We start from the raw sequence: 19,707 nt of genomic DNA, 5'->3' as shown, positions 1-19,707 counted from the left end.
ACGCAGACTTCTCTCTTTGGCGGGCGCGTCCGCTCTTCTCGCGGCGTGCGGTTCGAACACCGGAAGGGGCGGCAACGGCCAGGCCCTGAAGCAGTGGTACCACGCTTACGGCGAACCAGGCGTCCAACAAGCGGTGGAGCGATACGCCAAGTCGTACTCGAAGATCCCGGTCGACGTGCAGTGGAACCCCGGCGACTACGACTCCAAGCTCGCGACGAGCCTGCTGTCCGACGGCGGACCGGACGTCTTCGAGTCCACCCCGCAGATCAGCTCGGTGAGGGCGGGTCAGCTCGTGCCGCTCGACGACGTCTTCGGCGACGCCAAGAACGATTTCTCCGCCTCGATTCTCGCGACGCACACCGTTGACGGGAAGATCTACGGGGTTCCGCAGGCGGTGGACATGCAGATGTTGTTCTACCGCAAGAGCTTCTTCGCCTCCGCCAACGTTCAGCCACCGTCCACTGTGGATGAGCTGTTCGAGGCCGCGCGGAAGCTGACCTCCGGTGGCGTGAAGGGGCTCTTCGCCGGCAACGACGGCGGTGGCGGGGTGCTGGGTGGGCCCGCGCTGTGGTCGGTCGGCCTCGACTACGTGCGCGACCACCAGGTCGGGTTCGATGATCCCCTTGCGGCGCAGGCGATCGGCAAGCTGCGTGAGCTCTACACCAGCGGCAGTCTGCTGCTCGGTGCCGTGAAGGACTGGGCGGAGCCGGACGCGTTCACGCAGGGGCTCGTCGCCATGCAGTGGACCGGGTTGTGGGCGGTGCCGGCGGTGCAGAAGGCACTCGGCGACGACTTCGGCGTGCTGCCGTTCCCGAAGCTCGGCGACAGCGGGAAACCGAGCGTGCCGGTCGGCGCGTTCGGGGCGATGGTCAACGCCAAGTCGAAGCGGATCGACGAGGCCAAGGAGTTCGTGCGCTGGCTGTGGATCGAGCGGACCGACTACCAGGAGGACTTCAACCTCGGCTACGGCTTCCACATCCCGCCGCGCGAGAGCATCTCCGCCAAGGCCTCCAAGCTGACCTCCGGTGCGGCGGCGGACGCGGTGAAGTTCGTGCGGGACAACGCGAAGGCGTCCAACCCGCCGGACTGGACGTCGGTGATGCGGACCGCGTTCAACGACGCCGTGTCGCGGGTGGTGCGTGACGGTGCTCCGGCCGACGCCGAGCTGCGCGGCGCGGCGCAGAAGGCACGGGACGAGCTGAAGCGCATCTACGGATGAAGCACGGACGCGCGTTCTGGCTGTTCGTCGGGCCGTTCGCGATCGGGCTGCTCGTGTTCGTGTACGTGCCGATCGGGTGGAGCCTGCTGCTGTCGTTCTTCGACGCCCGCAACACGGTGACGCCCACCGAGTTCGTCGGGCTGCGCAACTACGCGGACATGCTGACGGACGCGCCGTTTCTGCGCAGTCTCGGCACGTTCAGCGTGTTCGCCGCCTTCATCGTGCCGCTGACGTTCGTGCTGGCGTTGGCATTGGCGTTGCTGGTCAACCAGATCAGCTTCATGCAGACGTTCTTCCGGTCGGTGTTCTTCCTGCCGACCGCGTGCTCGTACGTCGTGGCGTCGCTGGTGTGGAAGCTGTCGATCTTCAACGGCGTGCGGTTCGGGCTCGCGAACACGGTGCTGGGGTGGTTCGGCGGGGAGCCGGTCGCGTGGACGGTGTCGACGTCGCCGCCCTGGTACTGGCTGGTGCTCGTGACGCTGCGGCTGTGGCTGCAGCTCGGGTTCTACATGATCCTGTTCATCGCGGGGCTGCAGCGGATTCCCCAGCACCTCTACGAGGCCGCGTGGATCGACGGGGCTTCGCGCGGCTGGCAGTCGTTGCGGTACATCACGCTGCCGCAGCTGCGCACGACGTCGGTGGCGGTGTTGTTGCTGCTGCTCATCGCCGCGTACCAGGCGTTCGACGAGTTCTACAACGTGCTGGGCACCGACCGCGGCTACCCGCCGTTCGCGCGGCCGCCGTTGATCTACCTCTACTACACGGCCCTGGGCTCCGGAGGGCAGGACTTCGGGCACGGCAGCGCGGGCGCGGTGATCCTGACCTTGCTCATCGCCGGCGTGACGTTGTTGCAGGGACGGGTGATCACGCGATGAAGGCGCTCCGGTACCTGGCCCTGTCGATGGCGGCTGTGCTGTTCCTGGTGCCGTTCTACCTGGTGCTGCGCAACGGTTTGGCGACCGAGCAGGAGATCACGGCGCCCACCTGGACGTTCTGGCCGCAGTCGATCCGCTGGGAGAACTTCGCCGCGCTGTTCAGCAACCCGGCCGTGCCGATGGTCCGCAGCATGGTCAACTCGCTGCTGGTCGCGGTGCTGCAGACGGTCGGGCAGCTGGTCCTGTGCGGGCTGGCGGGGTACGGGCTCGCGCGGATCCCGTACCGGTACTCGAACGTCGTGCTGTACCTGGTGATCGCGACGTTGATGATCCCGGCGGCGGTGACGTTCGTGCCGACGTTCGTGGTCGTGTCGACGCTCGGATGGGTCTCCGACCTGCGCGGGCTGGTGATCCCGGGGCTGTTCAGCGGGTTCACGACGTTCCTGTTCCGGCAGTACTTCCTGAACTTCCCGCGGGAGCTGGAGGAAGCCGCGCGGATCGACGGTCTCGGGCACTGGGGCACGTACTGGCGGGTCGTGGTGCCGAACTCGAAGGGGTTCTTCGCCGCGCTGGGCGTGATCGCGTTCGTGACCAGCTGGAACCAGTTCCTCTGGCCGTTGGTGATCGCGCAGGACCAGGACTCGTGGACGGTGCAAGTCGCGCTGTCGACGTTCCTCACGGCGCAGTCGATCGACGTGGTGCAGCTGTTCCTGGCGGCGGCGATCTCCATCATGCCGTTGGTCGTGATCTTCGTGGCGCTGCAACGGCTGTTGATCCGGGGTGTGACCGAGACCGGAATCAAGGGCTGACCTGCAGTTACTTGTCTACAGACCTCTTGCAGGCCGCTTGGAGGTTTCTTGGAGGTCACCCCGGCAGAGTTCTCACTGTCAGACACGGGGAACTTCCGGGGGGACCACAGAAATGAAGAACATCGCTCGACTCGCCGCTCTCGCGCTCGCCGTTGCCGCACCGCTCTCGTTCACCAGCACGGCTCAGGCCGAGGACACCGGTTCGATCTACGGCTTCGTGTGGAACGACGCGGACAACGACGGCGTTCGCGAGGTCGGCGAGGCTCCCATCGCGGGACACTGGATGTACATCGACGGCACGAACAAGGCGGCGCAGACCGACGCCGACGGCTTCTACGAGATCAGCGGCCTCGGGCCGGGCAGCTACGTCGTCGGTTCGGCCGATCGTTCGCTCTCGCACGGCCAGGGGTGGACCAAGAAGTACGCCGAGTCGGTGTTCAGCGAGGCCAACGGCAAGATGACCAGCCCGGTCGAGCTCGCGGAGGGCCAGCGGTACGGGATGGTCAACAGCGGCTTCGTCAACGCCGTGGTCGACACCCGCGTCAACCAGCTCCACATCAGCAACCCGAACCCGCAGGTCGGCGACGTGATCGACATCGTCGGCTCCACGGTGCACAACGGCAACGTGTACGACCAGTTCGGCGGCCAGCTGACGCTGCCGGAGGGCCTGCGCGTCGTCGAGCGTCTCGGCGGCATGCCGAAGTTCTACGAGACCGAGCCCGCCGGCAAGGTCACCGGCTACTTCTACGACCGCAAGCCCGCTGGTACTCCCGAGTGGGTCGGCGTCCGCGTGGTCGTCGAGAAGCCGCTGGACGGCGCCGAGATCAAGTTCGAGGCCTGGAAGGGCCTGTTCCGCAACACCGACACCAACCTGTCCAACGACACCGCGACGAAGACGCTGACCACCAGCTGATCGCTCGTGGGGCCCGGCTCCCTTGGGGGTGAGCCGGGCCCTTTTTGCTGTTCACAGGCCTGCACGAGGTCTTGCAGGTTTCTTCCAGGTCGCCCCGGCAGAGTTGCTCACGTCGAACACCGACGAAGACCTGGGGGAAGAAATGAAGAACCTGACGCGTCTGGCGGCACTCGCTCTCGCCGTCGCCGCACCACTCGCTCTCGCCGGCACGGCTCAGGCCTACGGCGGCGCCTCGATCTCCGGCGTCGTCTGGCACGACCTGGACAACGACCGCGTCCGCGACGCCGACGAGCCCGGCATCGCCGGCCACTACATGGTCATCGAGGGCACCGACAAGGTCGTGCAGACCGACTCGCAGGGCCGCTACTCGTTCAAGCACCTCGCTGCCGGCTCCTACACCGTGAAGTCGACCGACCGTTCGCTGCTCGCCGGCCAGGGCTGGGTGCCCGGCGGCCCGAACTTCCGCCCGGACAACGGCACCTCGTGGATGCCGGTCAAGCTGACGGCGGGTCAGAAGGTCGAGAACTTCGACAGCGCGTTCGCCACGGCTCGCGTCGACACCAAGGTCTGGCAGCTCACCATCTCCAACCCGACGCCGAAGGTCGGCGACGTCATCGAGATCTACGGCTCCACGCACCTCGACGGCACCGTGTACGACCAGTTCGGCGGCCAGCTCACCCTGCCCGACGGCCTGCGCGTGATCGAACGCCTCGGCGGCATGCCGAAGTACTACGAGACCGAGCCCGAGGGCAAGGTCACCGGCTACTTCTACGACCGCCGTTCCGCGCCCGAGTGGGTCGGCGTGCGCGTGGTCGTGGAGAAGCCGATCGACGGCGAGGTCAGGTACGAGGTCATGAAGGGCCTGTTCCGCGGCACCGATGCGGACACGTCCAACGACACCGCGTCGAAGCGCCTCGTCACCGGATGAGTTCCAGGGCCCGGCTTTCCTGGGGGTGAGCCGGGCCCGATCTTTCTTGGGGTAACTGAGTTCTGACGGGCCGTCCCTCACCGGGGCGGCCCGTTTCTCGTTTCATGCAGCAGATCCGGTTCCGGGACACGTTCCCTGAGGCGTCCGAATGCCTGACGCCTTGGGGGAACAGTGATCGCGAGAACGCTCCTCGCTGCAACGTTGTTGCTGCTCACCGCTTGTACCAACCCCACGGCCGCGCCGACCGTCGCCCGTCCGGTGTCCACGAGTCCCGGGCCGACGAGCCCGGTTTCCACGAGTCCGCCGACCACGAGCGAACCTGCGGGGTCCTCGGCTCAACCCGAGCCTGCCGACCCCGCACCCGAACAGCCGCAGCCACCTGCGCGGCAGCAGCCACAGCCCGTCGATCTGAGCCACGAGTGCATCCCGAGCGAGTTGATCAGCGAGGCGAGCGGCAACCCGGCGCCGGGTCCGTACCTGGCCGGCGAGCCGATCGGTCTGTTCCGCTGCACCTACGACGGCGGAACCGGCGGCAAGCCCTCCCGGATCGAGTTCACGACCGAGTCGGACGAGGAGACCTTCGCGGCGCGGCGCGACGCGTTCGTGAGCGCGCCGGGCAACGGCACCCCGTTCCGGGAGAGGCCGGACTTCTTCGACGAGGGCTACGACACGGTGGAGGACTGCTGCGAGTCGAGGTGGAAGTCTGTCACCGCCGCACGTCAGGGCTCGATCGAGGTGTGGGTGAGCTGGACCCTGCCGGTCGCGGACGAGTACCGCGCGACGTTCCTCGAAACGCTCTTCACCAAGATCTTCGAGCGGCTGTCATGAGAGCGCTGCTGGTCGCGGGCTTGCTGTTGGTGGCCGGCTGCACCTCGCAACCGGTCAGCGCGCCCCCGAGCTCGACGGTCCCGCAGGTCTCGACGACCGCACCCACCACGAGCGGACCGGCCACGAGCGAACCCACTGCCGAACCGCCGACGGAGCAGCCCCAGCCGGTGGAACCTGCAGCGCTGGGGCCCGGCTGTGCCGACGTCGCACCGTCGGACGTCCTCTCCGAGATAACGGGTGAACCCGTGCCGGACGCGAACGAGTCCAGAAGGGGAGACGTGGTCGTCTGCTCCTTCGGAGCCTGGGAGATCACGTTCACGAGCGAGTCGGACGAGGCCACCTTCGCGCAGCGTCGGGACGGGTACGTGTCGGTCTACAGCACGCGTCCCGACTTCACCGAGCTGCCGGACTTGTTCGACGAGGCCTACCGGACAGGTGCGGGCTACGAGTCGATGGCGCACACGGTCCTCGCGGCACGGCGGGGGTCCGACGAGGTGTGGATCAGTGCGTACGCATCAGGCCCATGGATCTATCCCGCCAGAGACGCTCTGTTCGCGGCCGTTTTCGAACGCCTCGGATAACGCGAAAGGGCTGGTCAGGTATGCCTGACCAGCCCTTTCACAAAGCCATGAATCAGTCGTCGAGCGACCCGTTCAGCGGGGTGCCGTCGGTGAAGAACGGCGCGATCTTGTTCTCGAACACGGTCAGCGCGGCGCCGATGGCCATGTGCATGTCGAGGTACTTGTAGGTGCCGAGGCGGCCACCGAAGATCACGTTGTGCTGCGCGGCTTCTGCCTTTGCGAGCTCGCGGTAGCGCTCCAGCTTGGCGCGGTCCTCAGCCGTGTTGATCGGGTAGTACGGCTCGTCGTCCTTCTCCGCGGCGCGGGAGAACTCGCGGACGATGACCGTCTTGTCCGTCGGGTAGTCGCGCTCCGGGTGGAAGTGGCGGAACTCGTGGATGCGGGTGTACGGGACGTCCGCGTCGTTGTAGTTCATGACCGGGGTGCCCTGGAAGTCGCCGATCGGCAGGACTTCCTGCTCGAAGTCGAGCGTGCGCCAGCCCAGCCAGCCCTCGCTGTAGTCGAAGTAGCGGTCCAGCGGGCCCGTGTAGACGACGGGGACGCCGGCCGGGATCTCGTCGCGGATCTCGAAGTAGTCCGTCGAGAGCTTCACGTCGATGTTCGGGTGGTCCGCCATCTTCTCGAGCCACGCGGTGTAGCCGTCCTTGGGGAGGCCCTCGTACGTGTCGTTGAAGTAGCGGTTGTCGAAGTTGTAGCGGACCGGGAGGCGCGCGATGACCGCGGCGGGCAGCTCCTTCGGGTCCGTCTGCCACTGCTTGGCGGTGTAGTCCCGGATGAACGCCTCGTACAGGGGGCGGCCGACCAGGGAGATCGCCTTCTCCTCGAGGTTCTTCGCGTCCTTGGTGTCGATCTCGGAGGACTGCTCGGCGACCCACGCCTTGGCGTCCTCGGGCGACATGTAGCGGCCGACGAACTGCGAGAGCAGACCCAGGCCCATCGGGAACTGGTAGGCCTGGCCGGCGTGCATGGCGAAGACGCGGTGCTGGTAGCCGGTGAACTCGGTGAACTGGTTCACGTAGTCCCACACGCGCTTGTTGGACGTGTGGAACAGGTGCGCGCCGTAGCGGTGCACCTCGATGCCCGTCTCCGGTTCCTTCTCGGAGTAGGCGTTACCACCGATGTGGTCGCGCCGTTCGACCACCAGCACGCGCTTGTCCAGTGTGGAGGCGGCGCGCTCGGCGACCGTGAGGCCGTAGAAACCAGATCCGACGACAATCAGGTCATAACCCGCGTAGTTCACGCCCGCAGATTACAAGGCCCCCTCGGCAGCGAATTGCCGAGGGGGCCAAGGAAAAACGATCTCGGGGTTAGAGCACGGAGCGCGGCATCTTCGGCTTCGGGTTGAACGAGATGCCCTCGATCACCTTGCGGAAGAGCTTGGCGCGAATGGACCACGGCACGTTGCCGCCGCGCGTCCCCTGCACCAGGCGGGCGACGAACTTCAGCCAGGACACCACGTTCTCGTGGTGCAGGCGGAACGACGACTCGTTGCGGGCGCCGTACTCGAACTTCCAGAGGTTGGAGGCGTTCACGTCGCCGAAGTTCACGCCGCGGTTCACGCCGAGGTCGTGCACGACGACGCTGCGCAGCACCTGCACACCGGGGCCGGCCTTGGTGATGCGGAGCGTGTACTCCTGGTCGTCGAACCAGATGAAGTACTCGGTGAGCGGCAGGCCGAACTTCGTCAGGGCCCAGCGCGGGAACAGCACCGAGACGAACGAGCAGTGCGTGACCAGGACGTTCTCCTGGCCCTTCGCGATCAGCTTGCCCCAGTCCCAGGTGGTGCCGGGGTTGTTCATCTCGCAGATGTTGCCGTCGACCCACTTGACCAGCGAGCACGCGTACGGGAGCGGCATGCCCATGGCCTCTTCGGCCTTGGCGTGGCCGTTGATGAGCTCCTCGAGGGCGTCCGAGTTGGCGTAGCAGTCGTCATCCATGATCCAGATGAAGTCCGCGCCGAGCTCGTAGCTCTTGTTCATGCCGGTCGCGAAGCCACCGGCACCACCGGTGTTCTCGCTCAAGCGAACGACGACGACGCCGTCGATCTGCTCGTACTCCTTCAGCACCTGGTCCGTGCCGTCGGTGGAGGCGTTGTCGACGACGACGATCCACTCCGGGCGGCGGGTCTGCGCCAGGACGTGGTCAAGGACGGTTGTGAGCTTGTCCTTGCGGTTGTAAGTGACGACAACGGCGGCGACAGTGCTCACTTGAGCCATCCTTGGTAGAGGTCACGCGTCCAGTCCTCGCCTCGCGGCAGCTTCGCGAAGGCCTCGGCCTTGGAAGCCTGCTCGTCGAGCCAGGTCTTGCGCTGGTCGGGAGAGGTCATCATGGTACGGATCCGGGCCGCGGCGGCCTGGACGAAGGGGTACGGGTGCCGCGGGCACAGCAGGTCGTCGGCGATCAGCGACGCCTGCGAGCCGACATCGGCTGAAACGACCGGCACGCCTGCCGCCGTTGCTTCAAAAGACGTGAGAGTCAGGCCTTCGTTGTCCGATGAGACGACGAGCACGTCCGAGTCGCGGAACGTGTCGCTCACCGGGACGTCCGGGCCGCGCAGCTCGACCACGTCGGCCAGGCCCTTGCCGTTGCGCAGGCTGTTCACCTCGGCGGCCAGCTCACCGTGGCCCTGCATGATGAACCGGACCGGGCGCGGCGAGTTCTTCTTCAGCTCCGCGGCGAGCTGGAGGAACAGGTAGGGCCGCTTCTGCTGGGTGAACCGGCCGACGAACGACACCGTGAACGGGTTGTTCTCGACGGTGTCGGCATCGGGAACCGAGATGGCGCCGGTGGTCAGGCCGGCCAGCGTGGCGAGCACGACCTTGTCCTCGGGCAGCCCGTGCTTGCCGATCAGGTGGTCGCGCAGCTGCGGCGAGATCACGTGGTGCTTGTCGATCATGTTCGACAGCCGCACGGAGATGTCGACGAAACCGCCGGTGCGCCACTCCAGGACGTGCAGCGAGTCGACGACCGGGATGTCCGGGCGGACCGACTTGATCCACGGCAGCAGGTTGTACAGCCACGTGTTGTGGTGCAGGTGGATGCCGCGCACGTCGAACGCCGACAGCACGCCGTTGAGGAACGCCGACTCCTGCTTCGGGTCGAGCGGCAGGTTCAGCGGCACGATCAGCGCGCCGTCGAGCTCCGGACGCGTGATCCACTCCTGCGGCGACTCGCGGTCCGTGATCACGATCGGCAGGAAGCCGGCCTCCTTGGCCAGGCGGATCGTGTCGATCGCCCAGCGCTCGGCGCCACCGAGCTCCAGCCAGTGCAGGCCGAACAGGATCGCGGGCGTGTCGCCGTGCGGCGCGGCTGCGGTACCGCGGGACAGCCGGACCGGGGCCTTGCGCGGCACGTCACGACCCTTGCGCTCGACCATGTCCGTGCGGAACTGGCGCAGCGCGTCGAACTGCACGGGCGCGAGGAACCGGACGGCCTTGCGGGCCTTGCCCAGCACGCCGGTCAGCTGGTGGTACGCGGTGATCTGCGCCGGCGGGCCACCGAGGTCGAGCGCGATGTCCACCAGGCCGTCGGAAGCGGCCGAGTGCAGGTCGGTCACCGTCGGAGCGGTGCTGCGCACGACGAGTGAACCGACGACCTCCCGGTCGTCCTCCCACGCGATCGTCGTGCGTTCTTCGTCAGTGAGGGCGGGCAGCGTGCCGGAAGGGCCGCGCACCACCGTGAAGCGGAAGGTCTGACCAGGTCCAGCGAGGGAGTGGAAGTTCGCGGCCCCTACGACCAGGCGCCGTTCGCGCTCGTCGAGCAGGGCGTTCTCGCCGGTCAGGCCTACACCGCTGTCGTCGAGCACCTCGAAAACAGGCGAAGGCTGGGAATACACAGGCGTGTCCGTCACGTCTCTCGAATGGGGTCGATCGGCGCTCACCACGAACGGGAGCCGAGCGCAACCGATGGTACCGGCACCCCGGAGTGGGGTCCGCATCACTCTCCACTGCCCGTGTCACTCGCCCGAACCGGCGATGTGACGTTGCTCTACGTGGCCGCCGTAGTGACCTAGGTCCTTCACGTCACCCCATCGGGTGTGGCATCGTGCTCGGGCGCACTCTGAAGAGTGCATGCTTGACTCTCCGTCGATCGAACGTCACGCGGTGTGGGGAGTCGCAGTCCACGGACCACCCCGCTGAAGGACGTCGATGACGCAGTTGACGCATGCGCAGTTCCTCGCTCTGCGCCGCTTCCCCGCCCTCGACGGTCTGCGCGCGATCGCGGCCGTGATGGTCGTGTTCAGCCACTACGGCGGGCACAAGTGGGCGCCGTACGCCGGCTGGCTGGGCGTGCACCTGTTCTTCGTCATCTCCGGCTTCCTCATCACGACGCTCGCGCTGCGCGAGGAGGACCGCAACGGCCGCGTGTCCGTGCGGAACTTCTGGATCCGCCGGATCTTCCGCCTGATGCCGGTCTACTACGTCGTGCTCGGCGCGACCGTGCTGCTGTACTTCCTGCGCGGCGAGTTCCACACCGCACGCGTGGACGAGGTGCTGCCGTACTACCTGACGTTCAACAACGAGTACATCGCCGCGGGCCACATCTTCGGCCACTCGTGGACGCTCGCGATCGAGCAGAAGTTCTACATCGTGTGGCCGGTGATCGCGTTCGCGCTGGGCGCCATGCCGTTCGGCCGCCGGCTCTCGGTCGCGTTCGGTGCGATCGGCCTGCTCGTCGCCGCGATGGTGGTGCCGTTCTACAGCTGGGGCACGCCGTCCTACATCGTGATCCTGATGGGCTGCGTGCTCGCGATCATGATGCATTACCGCCGCGGCTTCGCGGTGATGAAGTACCTGACCCACCCCGCCGCCGGGTTCCTGTTCATGGCCGGTCTCGTCGTCATGCACTTCACCGCGATGGAGTGGCTGGCGGCGTTCGGCTCCGACACCGCGCTGATCCTGGTCTACGGCGTGTGCGTGTTCCTGCTGCTGCCAGGCATCTTCAACGGCGGCTGGCTGGCGAAGTTCCTGTCGCTCGCGCCGATGCGGTTCATCGGTGAGCGCTCCTACGGCCTGTACCTCGTGCAGCAGCTCGCGGCCATCGTGCTGATGGCGGTCATGCCGATGTTCAAGGTCGAGCGGACGCTCAGCGCCATCGCGGTCACCATCGTCAGCCTCATGATCGCGGACATGCTGTACCGCTGGGTCGAGCAGCCGATGATCGAGGTCGGCCGCAAGCTCATCAACCGCATCAGCAAGCCGAAGAAGCGCGCGCCGGAGCCGGTTCGCGAGGAACCCGCCCGCGATGAAACGCCGCAGCTGGTGCCGAATACAGTGTGAGCAAGCCCCGCTCAGCGGGTGTTACCTGAAAGGCAAACCCGATGAGTGCCCAGCTCGGCGTGTTCAGCGTGCTGCTCGTGCTGCTGATGGCCCCAGGTCTCGTGGTCGGACTCGCCTCCGGCCTGCGCGGGTGGATCGCCGTGACGGCCGCCCCGCTGCTGACCTTCGGCGTCATCGCGGTCTCCGCCTCAGCGGTGCCCTCGATCCTCGGCCGCTGGTCGATCTGGGGCCTGCTGATCGCCACCGTGCTGGCGGCCGCCATCGGGTTCGGCGTCCGGCTCGTCGCCCGCCGCTGGGTCGGCGCGGACGAGCCCAAGAGCCCGCTCGTGCCGTGGAGCCGCCTGCAGCACGCCGGCGTGGCCGCTGCCGTGCTGTTCACGGCGGCGCTCGGCCTGGCCGTGACGGCGCGGGCGACGCACATGCTCACCGACGTCCACCAGTTCTGGGACGCGAGCTTCCACGCCAACGCGGTCCGGTTCATCGAGGAGACCGGCCAGTCGCAGCCGTCGGCGCTCAAGGCGATCAACGACCAGGCGAACGCCGGCTTCACCTACCCGAACGGCTTCCACATCCTCGGCGCGACGGTGCTCGGCATCACCGGCGCACCGATCACGATCGTGCTGAACACCCAGTCCGCGCTGCTCGCGGGCCTGCTGGCGCTCAGCATCGTCGGTCTGGTCCGCGTCGCCGGCGGCCGTCCGCTGCTGGCCGTCGGCAGCGCGCTCGCGGCGGGCATGTTCTCCGCGTTCCCGTACGACCTCGAGTTCTTCGGCCCGATCTGGCCGTTCGCGACCGGTCTCGCGCTCATGCCGGTGCTGCTCGCGCTGCTCATCCACACGCTCGACAACCTGCGTCCGGCCCTCGTGATCACAGCCGCGCTCGGCATCTGCGGGCTGGTCACGCTGCACCCGAGCATCACGCTCGCGGCCGTCATCTTCGGGGTCTGCTACCTCGTGCAGCGCTGGGCGACCGCGCGCCGGGTGCCGCTGCCCGAGGTCGGCATGCTGATCGCCGCCGGTGTGCTGTCGTCGATCTACGCGGTGCCGCAGCTGCTGGGCATGGCGAGCACGGCGCAGAGCGACACGTTCGAATGGCCGCTGCACGACAACGCCGCCGACTCGCTCGGCCAGCTCTTCTTCCTCGGCCACGAAGCAGCGCGCCCGCAGTGGTGGCTGGTGGCCGCGATGGTCGTCGGCCTCATCGGCATCCGGAAGCTCAAGCCGATGTACTGGTGGCTCGCCGGCGGCCTGATCTTCTCCGGCCTGTTCGTGCTGACGACGTCGTACAAGGGCCCGCTGGTCGCGACGCTGACCGGGTTCTGGTGGAACGACCGCTGGCGCTTCGCCGCGCTGGTCGTCCCGGCCATGGTGGTGCTCGCCGGGCACGGTCTCGTGTTCGCCCGCGACGCCCTGTCCCCCCTGCTGCGCAAGACCCCCGAGCAGCTCAAGCTCTGGCAGCGGCTCGCGGCCGGCGCCCTCGTCCTCGTGGTGTTCGGTGTCCTGAGCAACGGCTTCTACGTCGAGCGCAACGCGCGTCGGGTGATCGGCGCGTACAACGGGGGCTACCCCACGGTGACGAAGTCCGAGCAGGAGGGCATCGACAAGCTCGCGACCATCGTGGGCAAGGACGACCTCGTCATGAACGACCCGCGCGACGGTTCGGCGTGGATGTGGGCACTCGACGACGTGCACCCGGTGTTCGGGCACGTCCTCGGCGACACCCCGACCGCGAAGGCCGTCGGCGAGGACCGGGTCGAGCTCTTCACCAAGTTCAACAAGATCGACACCGATCCGAAGATCCGGTCGATCGTCGAGAAGATGCGCATCAAGTACGTGTTCGAGGGCTGGGGCTTCGCGGCGCCGTTCCTCACCCGTGCCGAGGGCATGAAGGACCTGGACAAGGTCAAGTCGCTGCAGCTGGTCTTCAGCAACGAGCACACCAAGATCTACCAGATCAAGGGTGCTGACCAGCCGTGACGCCAGAAGCCCCCGAGGCACCGAAGACCAGCCGGGTCGGGGCGCTGCTCGCCCAGGCCGGGATCGCGATCGACCAGCTGGTGTTCAGCGCGATCACGTTCGCGCTGCAGATCGTCGCGGCACTGGTGTCCGACCTCGCCGACTTCGGTGTGTTCTCGCTGATCGCGATCGTGCAGATCGGTCAGTGGTACCTCGGCAGGGCGCTCACCGCGGAGCCGTTGCTGGTCTCGCAGACCGCCGGTGACGACCGCAAGCTGCGCGGCGCCGGTGCGACCTCGCTCGCGTTCGGCCTCCTGGTCGGTGCGGTGTGCGCGCTGGTCGCCATCCCGTTCGGCGGGCTGACGCGCGATCTGCTGCTGATCCAGGCGGTCGTCGCGCCGTTCACCGCCGTGCTCGACCACAGCCGGTACGTGCTCTACGCGAAGAAGAGGGCCGGCACGGCCATCGCGCTGGACGCCTCCTGGCTGGGCCTGTTCATCGCTGTCGCAGCGGTGTGGTCGGTCGTGGGCAAGCTCAGCGCGACCACGACGTACCTGGTCTGGGCACTCGCGGCAGTCCCCGTCACGCTGGCCGCCGTCGCCGTGACGGTCACACCGCTCGCGCTGAGCCACGTGCGGGAGTGGCTGAAGGAGCAGCGCAAGCTGATCCCCGGCTTCCTGATCGACGCCGCCTACCTGACGATCAGCACCTGGGCCACGTTCGGTGTCGCGCTGATCGTGACCGGTGCGGACGGCCTCGGCCTGCTGCGCAAGGCGTTGATCCCGGTGACCGCGCTGATCGTGCTGTTCATCGGCATCAGCAACTCGCTGCTCGCGCACCTGGCCGGCCGCTCTGCCCGCGAGGTCATCCGGCCGCCGGTCATGATCGCCGGCCTGGCCGCGGTCGTGTGCGCCGTGACGGCGGTGCTGCTGCTCGTGCTGCCGGACAGCTTGCTGACGCTGGCGCTCGGCACGCCGTGGGACCAGCTGCAGACGGTCGTGCTGATCCTGCTCGGGTACGCGTTCCTGCAGACCAGCGCCCAGGCGGCGATGGTGGCGGCGAAGGCGACCGGACGGGCCTGGCTGGGCCCGCGGGTGCGCACCGTCGAGTTCTGCTTCGAGGTCGGCCTGGGTGCCGCGCTGGGCGTGGCGTTCGGCGTCGTGGGCATCGCGATCGGCATGACGGCGGCCTGGTTGATCGCGAACGCGTTCGCGTGGCTGGGCCTGCTGAGGGGTCGCTCGGACGGCTGAACGCGCGTGTGGCAAGTTCTGCGCCGTGCACCTGGTCGACATGCCCGCCTACTACCCCCCGCACAAGGGCGGCGTTGAGGCGTACACCCACGAACTGCACCGCCGGATGCTCGAGGCCGACCCCGAGCTCCGCATCACCGTGTTCACCTCGGCGGTCGGCGCGCCGGCCGGCGTGGAGGAGCTGAGCGACCGCTGGAAGGTCGTGCGGTGGCCCGGTGGCGACATCATCGACCACTACCCCGTGCCCAAGCCCGGCTTCACGAAGCTGCTGCGCGAGCAGTGCGGGCCGGACACCGTGCTGATGACGCACACGCGCTTCTACTGGCCGCACGCGTGGGCCGCGCTGTTCGCCAAGCGCGCCAAGATCCGCCGCGTGCACGTCGAGCACGGGTCCAGCCCGGTGCAGAGCGGCAACGCGTTCGTGCGCTTCGTGGCGTTCATGGTGGACGCCCTGACCAGCCAGCCGGTGCTGCGCTGGGCGGACGAGGTCGTGGCCGTGTCCGGTTCGGCCGGTGAGTTCGTCAAGAGGCTCGCCGGTCGTGAGGCTCGGGTGCTGCACCGCGGCATCGAGCTGGAGGACGGCCTGACCGCGAAGCCCGTCACCGAGCCCCCGGTCGCCTGCTTCGTCGGCCGGCTGATCAACGGCAAGGGCGTCGCGGACCTGCTGGTCGCCACCGCCGAGGTGCAACGCAAGGGCATCCCGCTCAAGCTGCGGCTCTGCGGCGACGGCCCCCAGGCAGAAGAGCTGCGGGCGCAGGTCAAGACGCTCGGGCTGGCCGACCACGTCGAGTTCCTCGGCGCCGTCGACCACGACACCGCGCTGCGCGAGATGGCCGGGGCGACGCTGTTCGTGAACCCGAGCTGGACCGAGGGCCTGCCCACGACCGTGCTGGAGGCGGCGGCGATCGGCTGCACCGTGGTCGCGACCGACGTCGGCGGCACCGCGGAGATCGTCGAGAACGGCGTGACCGGCTGGCTCGTGCCTGCTCGGGACACCGCGGCGCTCGCCGAGGCGCTCGTGAAGGCGATCACCGACCCGGAACGCGAGGCACGGGCCGACAAGCTGCGCACCGGCACCCGCGCGCACTTTTCGTGGGATCGGGCCGTCTCGGAGTTCTTCGCACTGCTGGCTGGCCGAAAGGCCTCGTAACGGGCGCGCTAGCCTGTGTCAGTCCTTCAACACCCCCACACTTCGCCAGGAGGTCCCAGTGGCGGACCAGTCTGACGTTTGGCTGGTCGTCCCCGTCTACAACGAGGCCCAGGTGATCGGTGACGTCATGCGCAACGCGCTGCAGACGTTCCCGAACATCGTGTGCGTCGACGACGGTAGCCGGGACGGCTCAGCGGAAGCGATCCGATCATCGGGTGCACACCTGGTGATGCACCCCGTGAACCTCGGACAGGGTGCGGCCCTGCAGACGGGTATCGAGTACGCCCGCCAGCAGCCTGGCGCTGAGTACTTCGTGACGTTCGACGCGGACGGCCAGCACCAGGTGGCCGACGTGCTGCGCATGCTGGAGCGGCTGCGCGCCGAGCCTGTCGACATCATCGTCGGCACCCGGTTCAAGGGCGACGACTCGCACATCCCGCTGATCAAGCGGATCGTGCTGAAGACGGTCGTCGCGATCAGCCCCCGGCTGCGCAAGCTGAAGCTCTCCGACGCGCACAACGGTCTGCGCGTGTTCAACAAGACCGTCGCCGACCAGATGTCGATCACGCTCAACGGCATGGGCCACGCGTCCGAGATCGTCGAGATGATCGCCCGCAAGGACTGGCGGGTCACCGAGGAGCAGGTGGAGATCCTCTACACCGAGTACTCGATGTCCAAGGGCCAGTCCCTCATCAACGGCGTCAACATCCTGTTCGACTCCGCTCTCAAGACCAGTTCGAGGCGCTGACCATGGTTCTGATCCAGATCCTGCTCATCGTTGCTGTCGTCGTCCTGCTGCTGCTGTTCCTGCGGCACCACGGAACGACGAAGACGGCGGCCGGAGTCAAGATCGGCTTCGTGCTGTTCATGATCCTCGCGGTCATCGCGGTGATCAGGCCTCAGTGGGTGTCGCTGCTCGCCGAGATCGTGGGCGTCGGCCGTGGTACCGACCTCATGCTGTACGGCCTGATCGTGGCGTTCGGCTTCGCGACGATCAACACGTACCTGCGCTTCAAGGAGCTGGAGCTGCGGTACGCCCGGCTGGCCCGCGCGATCGCGATCCGCAGCGCCGAGGCGCCGGCGGAGATCGACGAGAAGACCGCTGCCTGATCTCGTGGACGCGAATCGGCCCCTGTCCTCCACGCGAGGACAGGGGCCGATTTCGTTGGTCACGCGTTGCGGAAGTACTCCACGGTGCGCTCGGCACCGGTCTTGATGTCGACCTCCGGCACCCAGCCCAGGTCGTTGGCGGCCTTCGACGCGTCCAGCGCGGAGGCCCGCAGGTCACCGAGGCGCGCAGGTGCGTACTCGGGCTCGTCGGGCGCACCGGCGGCCGCGGCGACCAGGCTGTGCAGGTCCTTGTCCGAGACCTGCTGGCCCGTGCCGATGTTGTAGCGCTGGCCGCCGCCGTTCTCACCGGAGGCCGCGACGAACGCCGCCACGACGTCCTCGACGAAGACGTAGTCACGCGTGTTGCCGCCGTCGCCGAAGAGCTTGGTCGGCTTTCCGGCCAGCAGGGCGTTCGCGAAGATCGCGACCACACCGGCCTCGCCGTGCGGGTCCTGGCGCGGGCCGTAGACGTTCGCGAGCGCGAGGTGCGTGCACTCCAGGCCGTACAGCTGACGGTAGGTGTTCAGGTACACCTCGCCGGAGACCTTGCTGGCCGCGTACGGCGACTTGGGGTTGATCGCGACGGCCTCGGAGACCGGCAGCACGTCCGGCGTGCCGTAGATGGAACCGCCAGAGGAGGCGAAGCAGACCTTGCGGGCGCCTGCCTTGCGCGCGGCCTCGGCGACGTTGATCGTGCCGATGACGTTCTGCTGCGCGTCGAGGATCGGGTCCGCGACGCTGACCCGCACGTCGATCTGCGCGGCCAGGTGGAAGAGCACCTCGGGACCGAACCCGGCGACGACGTCCGTGAGCTCGGGGTTCGCGATGTCGAGCTGGGTGAAGGAGTAGCGCTCGGCGTGCGCCGGGTCGGCCGGCGCCGTGCGGGTGCCGCGGCGCAGGTCGTCGACGACGTGGACCTCGTGCCCGTCACGCAGCAGGCGGTCGACCAGGGTGGAGCCGATGAAACCGGCGCCGCCGGTCACGAGTGCACGCACGGAAACCTCTTCGTAGTGGGGATGGCCGGGGTTTGGGCCACAGGGTATCCGTGCCTCAGAACCAGCGTTCGAGCACCATCGCGACGCCGTCCTCGGCGTTCGGGCCGGTGATCTCGTTCGCGGCGGCCTTCGCGGCCTCGTGGCCGTTGGCCATCGCCACGCCGTGTCCCGCCCACGTGAGCATCTCGACGTCGTTCGGCATGTCCCCGAACGCGATGACGTTCTCGCGCTCGACGCCGAACCGTTCCGCGACGTCAGCCAGCCCGGACGCCTTCGTGACGCCGTGCACGGAGGCCTCGATCAGGCCGTTGTTCGTGGAGTAGGTGAGGTCGACCTCGCCGTGCAGGACCTCGCTGATCGCCCTGACCATCTCGCCGCTGGTCATGTTCCGGTGCCTGATCAGCAGCTTGATCGCCGGGTGGCCGAGCGTCTCCGCGCGGGAGAGGCCGCTGTGCGGGCCCTCGGGCCACGGGTGGGTGTAGCTGAGCTCGGCGACGAACGTGCGGTCGTCCTTGGGCGTGCCGACGAGCTCGACCGCGTACGTGCAGTCGTCGAGGACGCTGTCGACGGCGGCGGCGATGTCGTGCAACTGAATCGGGCTGAGTGTGCGCGCCCAGACGATCTCGTCCTTGCCGATGTCGTAGAGCACCGCACCGTTCGCGCAGACGGCGAGCCCGTCGAGACCGGCCTCTTCGGCGATGCGCGGGATCCAGCGCGGCGGGCGACCTGTGGCGAGCACGAACGGCACACCTGCTGCTAAGACGCGTGCGACCACCTGTGCGGTGCGTGCGCTCACGCTCTCCTGAGGGTTGAGCAGGGTTCCATCGACGTCGGAGGCGACCAGGCGCGGCTGTTCCACCCCGTCATCTTGCCTCTTCAACTATCGAGTCCAAGTTCGTAGGGAGCTGAACAGCTGGTTACCGTACGTCCGTGCGCGCAGGAATCGTGATTCTCCCGGAACACCGATGGTGGATCGCCGAACCCAAGTGGCGTGCGGCCGAGGAGTACGGGTTCCACCACGCGTGGACCTACGACCACCTCGGCTGGCGCACGCTGGTCGACGGTCCCTGGTTCGGCGCGGTCCCCACCCTGACAGCGGCCGCGCTGGTCACCTCGCGCATCAGACTCGGGACGTTCGTGGCGAGCCCGAACTTCCGGCACCCGGTGCCGTTCGCGCGCGAGCTGCTGACCATCGACGACGTGTCCGACGGCCGCTTCACCCTGGGTGTCGGCGCAGGTGGGGACGGGTACGACACGGTCGTGCAGGGCGCGAAGCCGTTGCTGCCGCGCGACCGGACGGCCCGCTTCGGCGAGTTCGTCGAGCTGCTCGACCAGCTGCTGGTCAAGGACCGCACGTCGTGGAGCGGCGAGTTCTTCTCGGCCGAGGAGGCCCGCAGCGCGCCCGGCTGCGTGCAACGGCCGCGGCTGCCGTTCGTGGTGGCGGCGAACGGCCCGAAGGCGATGCGTGTCGCGGCCCGCTTCGGGCAGGGCTGGGTGACCACCGGACCGCCGACCGAGGACGTGGAGACGTGGTGGCGGGGCGTGGCGCAACTCTCGGAACAGTTCACTGAGACGTTGGCCACGCAGGGCCGCACCTCGCGGGTGAACCGGTACCTGAACCTGGACTCCGCGCCGGTGTACTCGCTGTCGAGCGTCGAGTGTTACCTGGACGCCGTGGGCAGGGCCGCTGAGCTGGGCTTCACCGACGTGGTGTCGCACTGGCCGCGGCACGACGGCGTGTACATGGGCAGCGAGCAGGTCGTGGAGGAAGTGGCGGCTGACGTGCTGCCCACGTTCGATCGGCACCTGTAACGG

At 67.8% G+C, this 19,707-nt stretch carries 19 protein-coding genes; 14 read left to right on the top strand and 5 right to left on the bottom strand.

The features are described from left to right. The first annotated feature begins 16 nt into the window (after positions 1 to 16). From LFM09_RS27230 to LFM09_RS27200, 7 genes are all read left to right on the top strand, one after another. Positions 17 to 1,219 (top strand): ABC transporter substrate-binding protein, encoded by a 1,203-nt coding sequence (locus LFM09_RS27230; protein ID WP_414099399.1) that lies wholly within the window; start codon positions 17 to 19, stop codon positions 1,217 to 1,219. After that, positions 1,216 to 2,094: a carbohydrate ABC transporter permease gene (locus LFM09_RS27225; RefSeq protein ID WP_414099398.1), complete on the top strand. Its 879-nt coding sequence runs from the start codon at positions 1,216 to 1,218 to the stop codon at positions 2,092 to 2,094. Before LFM09_RS27230 ends, LFM09_RS27225 begins: the two co-directional genes overlap by 4 nt. A 26-nt stretch (positions 2,095 to 2,120) precedes the next feature. Continuing rightward, complete coding sequence (locus tag LFM09_RS27220; RefSeq protein WP_414099566.1) at positions 2,121 to 2,903, top strand: carbohydrate ABC transporter permease; 783 nt, start codon at positions 2,121 to 2,123, stop codon at positions 2,901 to 2,903. A 112-nt stretch (positions 2,904 to 3,015) separates the two neighbouring features. After that, the gene (locus LFM09_RS27215; protein ID WP_414099397.1) at positions 3,016 to 3,816 is read left to right on the top strand and encodes an SdrD B-like domain-containing protein; all 801 of its coding nucleotides are present in this window, start codon (positions 3,016 to 3,018) and stop codon (positions 3,814 to 3,816) included. Between the two features lie 142 nt (positions 3,817 to 3,958). Further along, complete coding sequence (locus LFM09_RS27210) at positions 3,959 to 4,744, top strand: SdrD B-like domain-containing protein (protein WP_414099396.1); 786 nt, start codon at positions 3,959 to 3,961, stop codon at positions 4,742 to 4,744. A gap of 171 nt (positions 4,745 to 4,915) precedes the next feature. Continuing rightward, positions 4,916 to 5,572 (top strand): hypothetical protein, encoded by a 657-nt coding sequence (locus LFM09_RS27205; protein ID WP_414099395.1) that lies wholly within the window; start codon positions 4,916 to 4,918, stop codon positions 5,570 to 5,572. Beyond that, entirely contained in the window at positions 5,569 to 6,153 is a 585-nt protein-coding gene (locus tag LFM09_RS27200; RefSeq protein ID WP_414099394.1) for a hypothetical protein, read from the top strand. Before LFM09_RS27205 ends, LFM09_RS27200 begins: the two co-directional genes overlap by 4 nt. 52 nt (positions 6,154 to 6,205) lie before the next feature. On the opposite strand, the gene glf is transcribed toward LFM09_RS27200, so the two are convergent. The 3 genes from glf to LFM09_RS27185 form a co-directional block, all read right to left on the bottom strand. After that, on the bottom strand, positions 6,206 to 7,393 hold the full coding sequence (gene glf, locus LFM09_RS27195; RefSeq protein WP_414099393.1) for a UDP-galactopyranose mutase: 1,188 nt from the start codon (positions 7,391 to 7,393) through the stop codon (positions 6,206 to 6,208). A 67-nt stretch (positions 7,394 to 7,460) separates the two neighbouring features. Beyond that, positions 7,461 to 8,369: a glycosyltransferase gene (locus tag LFM09_RS27190; RefSeq protein ID WP_414099392.1), complete on the bottom strand. Its 909-nt coding sequence runs from the start codon at positions 8,367 to 8,369 to the stop codon at positions 7,461 to 7,463. Next, entirely contained in the window at positions 8,357 to 10,003 is a 1,647-nt protein-coding gene (locus LFM09_RS27185) for a glycosyltransferase (protein WP_414099391.1), read from the bottom strand. Before LFM09_RS27185 ends, LFM09_RS27190 begins: the two co-directional genes overlap by 13 nt. A gap of 298 nt (positions 10,004 to 10,301) precedes the next feature. Here LFM09_RS27185 and LFM09_RS27180 point away from each other — a divergent pair, with 298 nt between their 5' ends. From LFM09_RS27180 to LFM09_RS27155, 6 genes are read left to right on the top strand one after another with little or no spacing between them, the layout of a single operon-like run. Continuing rightward, the gene (locus tag LFM09_RS27180) at positions 10,302 to 11,432 is read left to right on the top strand and encodes an acyltransferase family protein (RefSeq protein WP_414099390.1); all 1,131 of its coding nucleotides are present in this window, start codon (positions 10,302 to 10,304) and stop codon (positions 11,430 to 11,432) included. Between the two features lie 41 nt (positions 11,433 to 11,473). Then, the gene (locus LFM09_RS27175) at positions 11,474 to 13,408 is read left to right on the top strand and encodes a DUF6541 family protein (protein WP_414099389.1); all 1,935 of its coding nucleotides are present in this window, start codon (positions 11,474 to 11,476) and stop codon (positions 13,406 to 13,408) included. Further along, on the top strand, positions 13,405 to 14,637 hold the full coding sequence (locus tag LFM09_RS27170; protein ID WP_414099388.1) for a hypothetical protein: 1,233 nt from the start codon (positions 13,405 to 13,407) through the stop codon (positions 14,635 to 14,637). The genes LFM09_RS27175 and LFM09_RS27170 overlap by 4 nt, the downstream gene beginning before the upstream one ends. Before the next feature lie 25 nt (positions 14,638 to 14,662). Beyond that, on the top strand, positions 14,663 to 15,787 hold the full coding sequence (locus tag LFM09_RS27165) for a glycosyltransferase family 4 protein (protein ID WP_414099387.1): 1,125 nt from the start codon (positions 14,663 to 14,665) through the stop codon (positions 15,785 to 15,787). Positions 15,788 to 15,845: 58 nt separating this feature from the next. Continuing rightward, complete coding sequence (locus LFM09_RS27160; RefSeq protein ID WP_414099386.1) at positions 15,846 to 16,535, top strand: glycosyltransferase family 2 protein; 690 nt, start codon at positions 15,846 to 15,848, stop codon at positions 16,533 to 16,535. Positions 16,536 to 16,537: 2 nt separating this feature from the next. After that, positions 16,538 to 16,897, top strand: a complete 360-nt coding sequence (locus tag LFM09_RS27155; protein WP_414099385.1) for a DUF2304 domain-containing protein — start codon at positions 16,538 to 16,540, stop codon at positions 16,895 to 16,897. Between the two features lie 59 nt (positions 16,898 to 16,956). On the opposite strand, the gene LFM09_RS27150 is transcribed toward LFM09_RS27155, so the two are convergent. Both LFM09_RS27150 and LFM09_RS27145 read right to left on the bottom strand, forming a co-directional pair. Beyond that, entirely contained in the window at positions 16,957 to 17,892 is a 936-nt protein-coding gene (locus tag LFM09_RS27150) for an NAD-dependent epimerase/dehydratase family protein (protein WP_414099384.1), read from the bottom strand. A gap of 55 nt (positions 17,893 to 17,947) precedes the next feature. After that, positions 17,948 to 18,751 (bottom strand): HAD family hydrolase, encoded by an 804-nt coding sequence (locus tag LFM09_RS27145; protein ID WP_414099383.1) that lies wholly within the window; start codon positions 18,749 to 18,751, stop codon positions 17,948 to 17,950. 71 nt (positions 18,752 to 18,822) lie between these two features. On the opposite strand from LFM09_RS27145, the gene LFM09_RS27140 reads away from it, so the two are divergent. Then, positions 18,823 to 19,704 carry an LLM class flavin-dependent oxidoreductase gene (locus LFM09_RS27140; protein WP_414099382.1) on the top strand — a complete coding sequence of 294 codons (882 nt, stop codon included), beginning with the start codon at positions 18,823 to 18,825 and terminating at the stop codon, positions 19,702 to 19,704. Positions 19,705 to 19,707: the final 3 nt, after the last annotated feature.

The organism is Lentzea alba (genome assembly GCF_047445655.1).
In the GTDB taxonomy this organism is placed as follows: Bacteria; Actinomycetota; Actinomycetes; order Mycobacteriales; family Pseudonocardiaceae; genus Lentzea; species Lentzea alba_A.
This window is presented reverse-complemented; position numbering and strand designations above follow the sequence as displayed.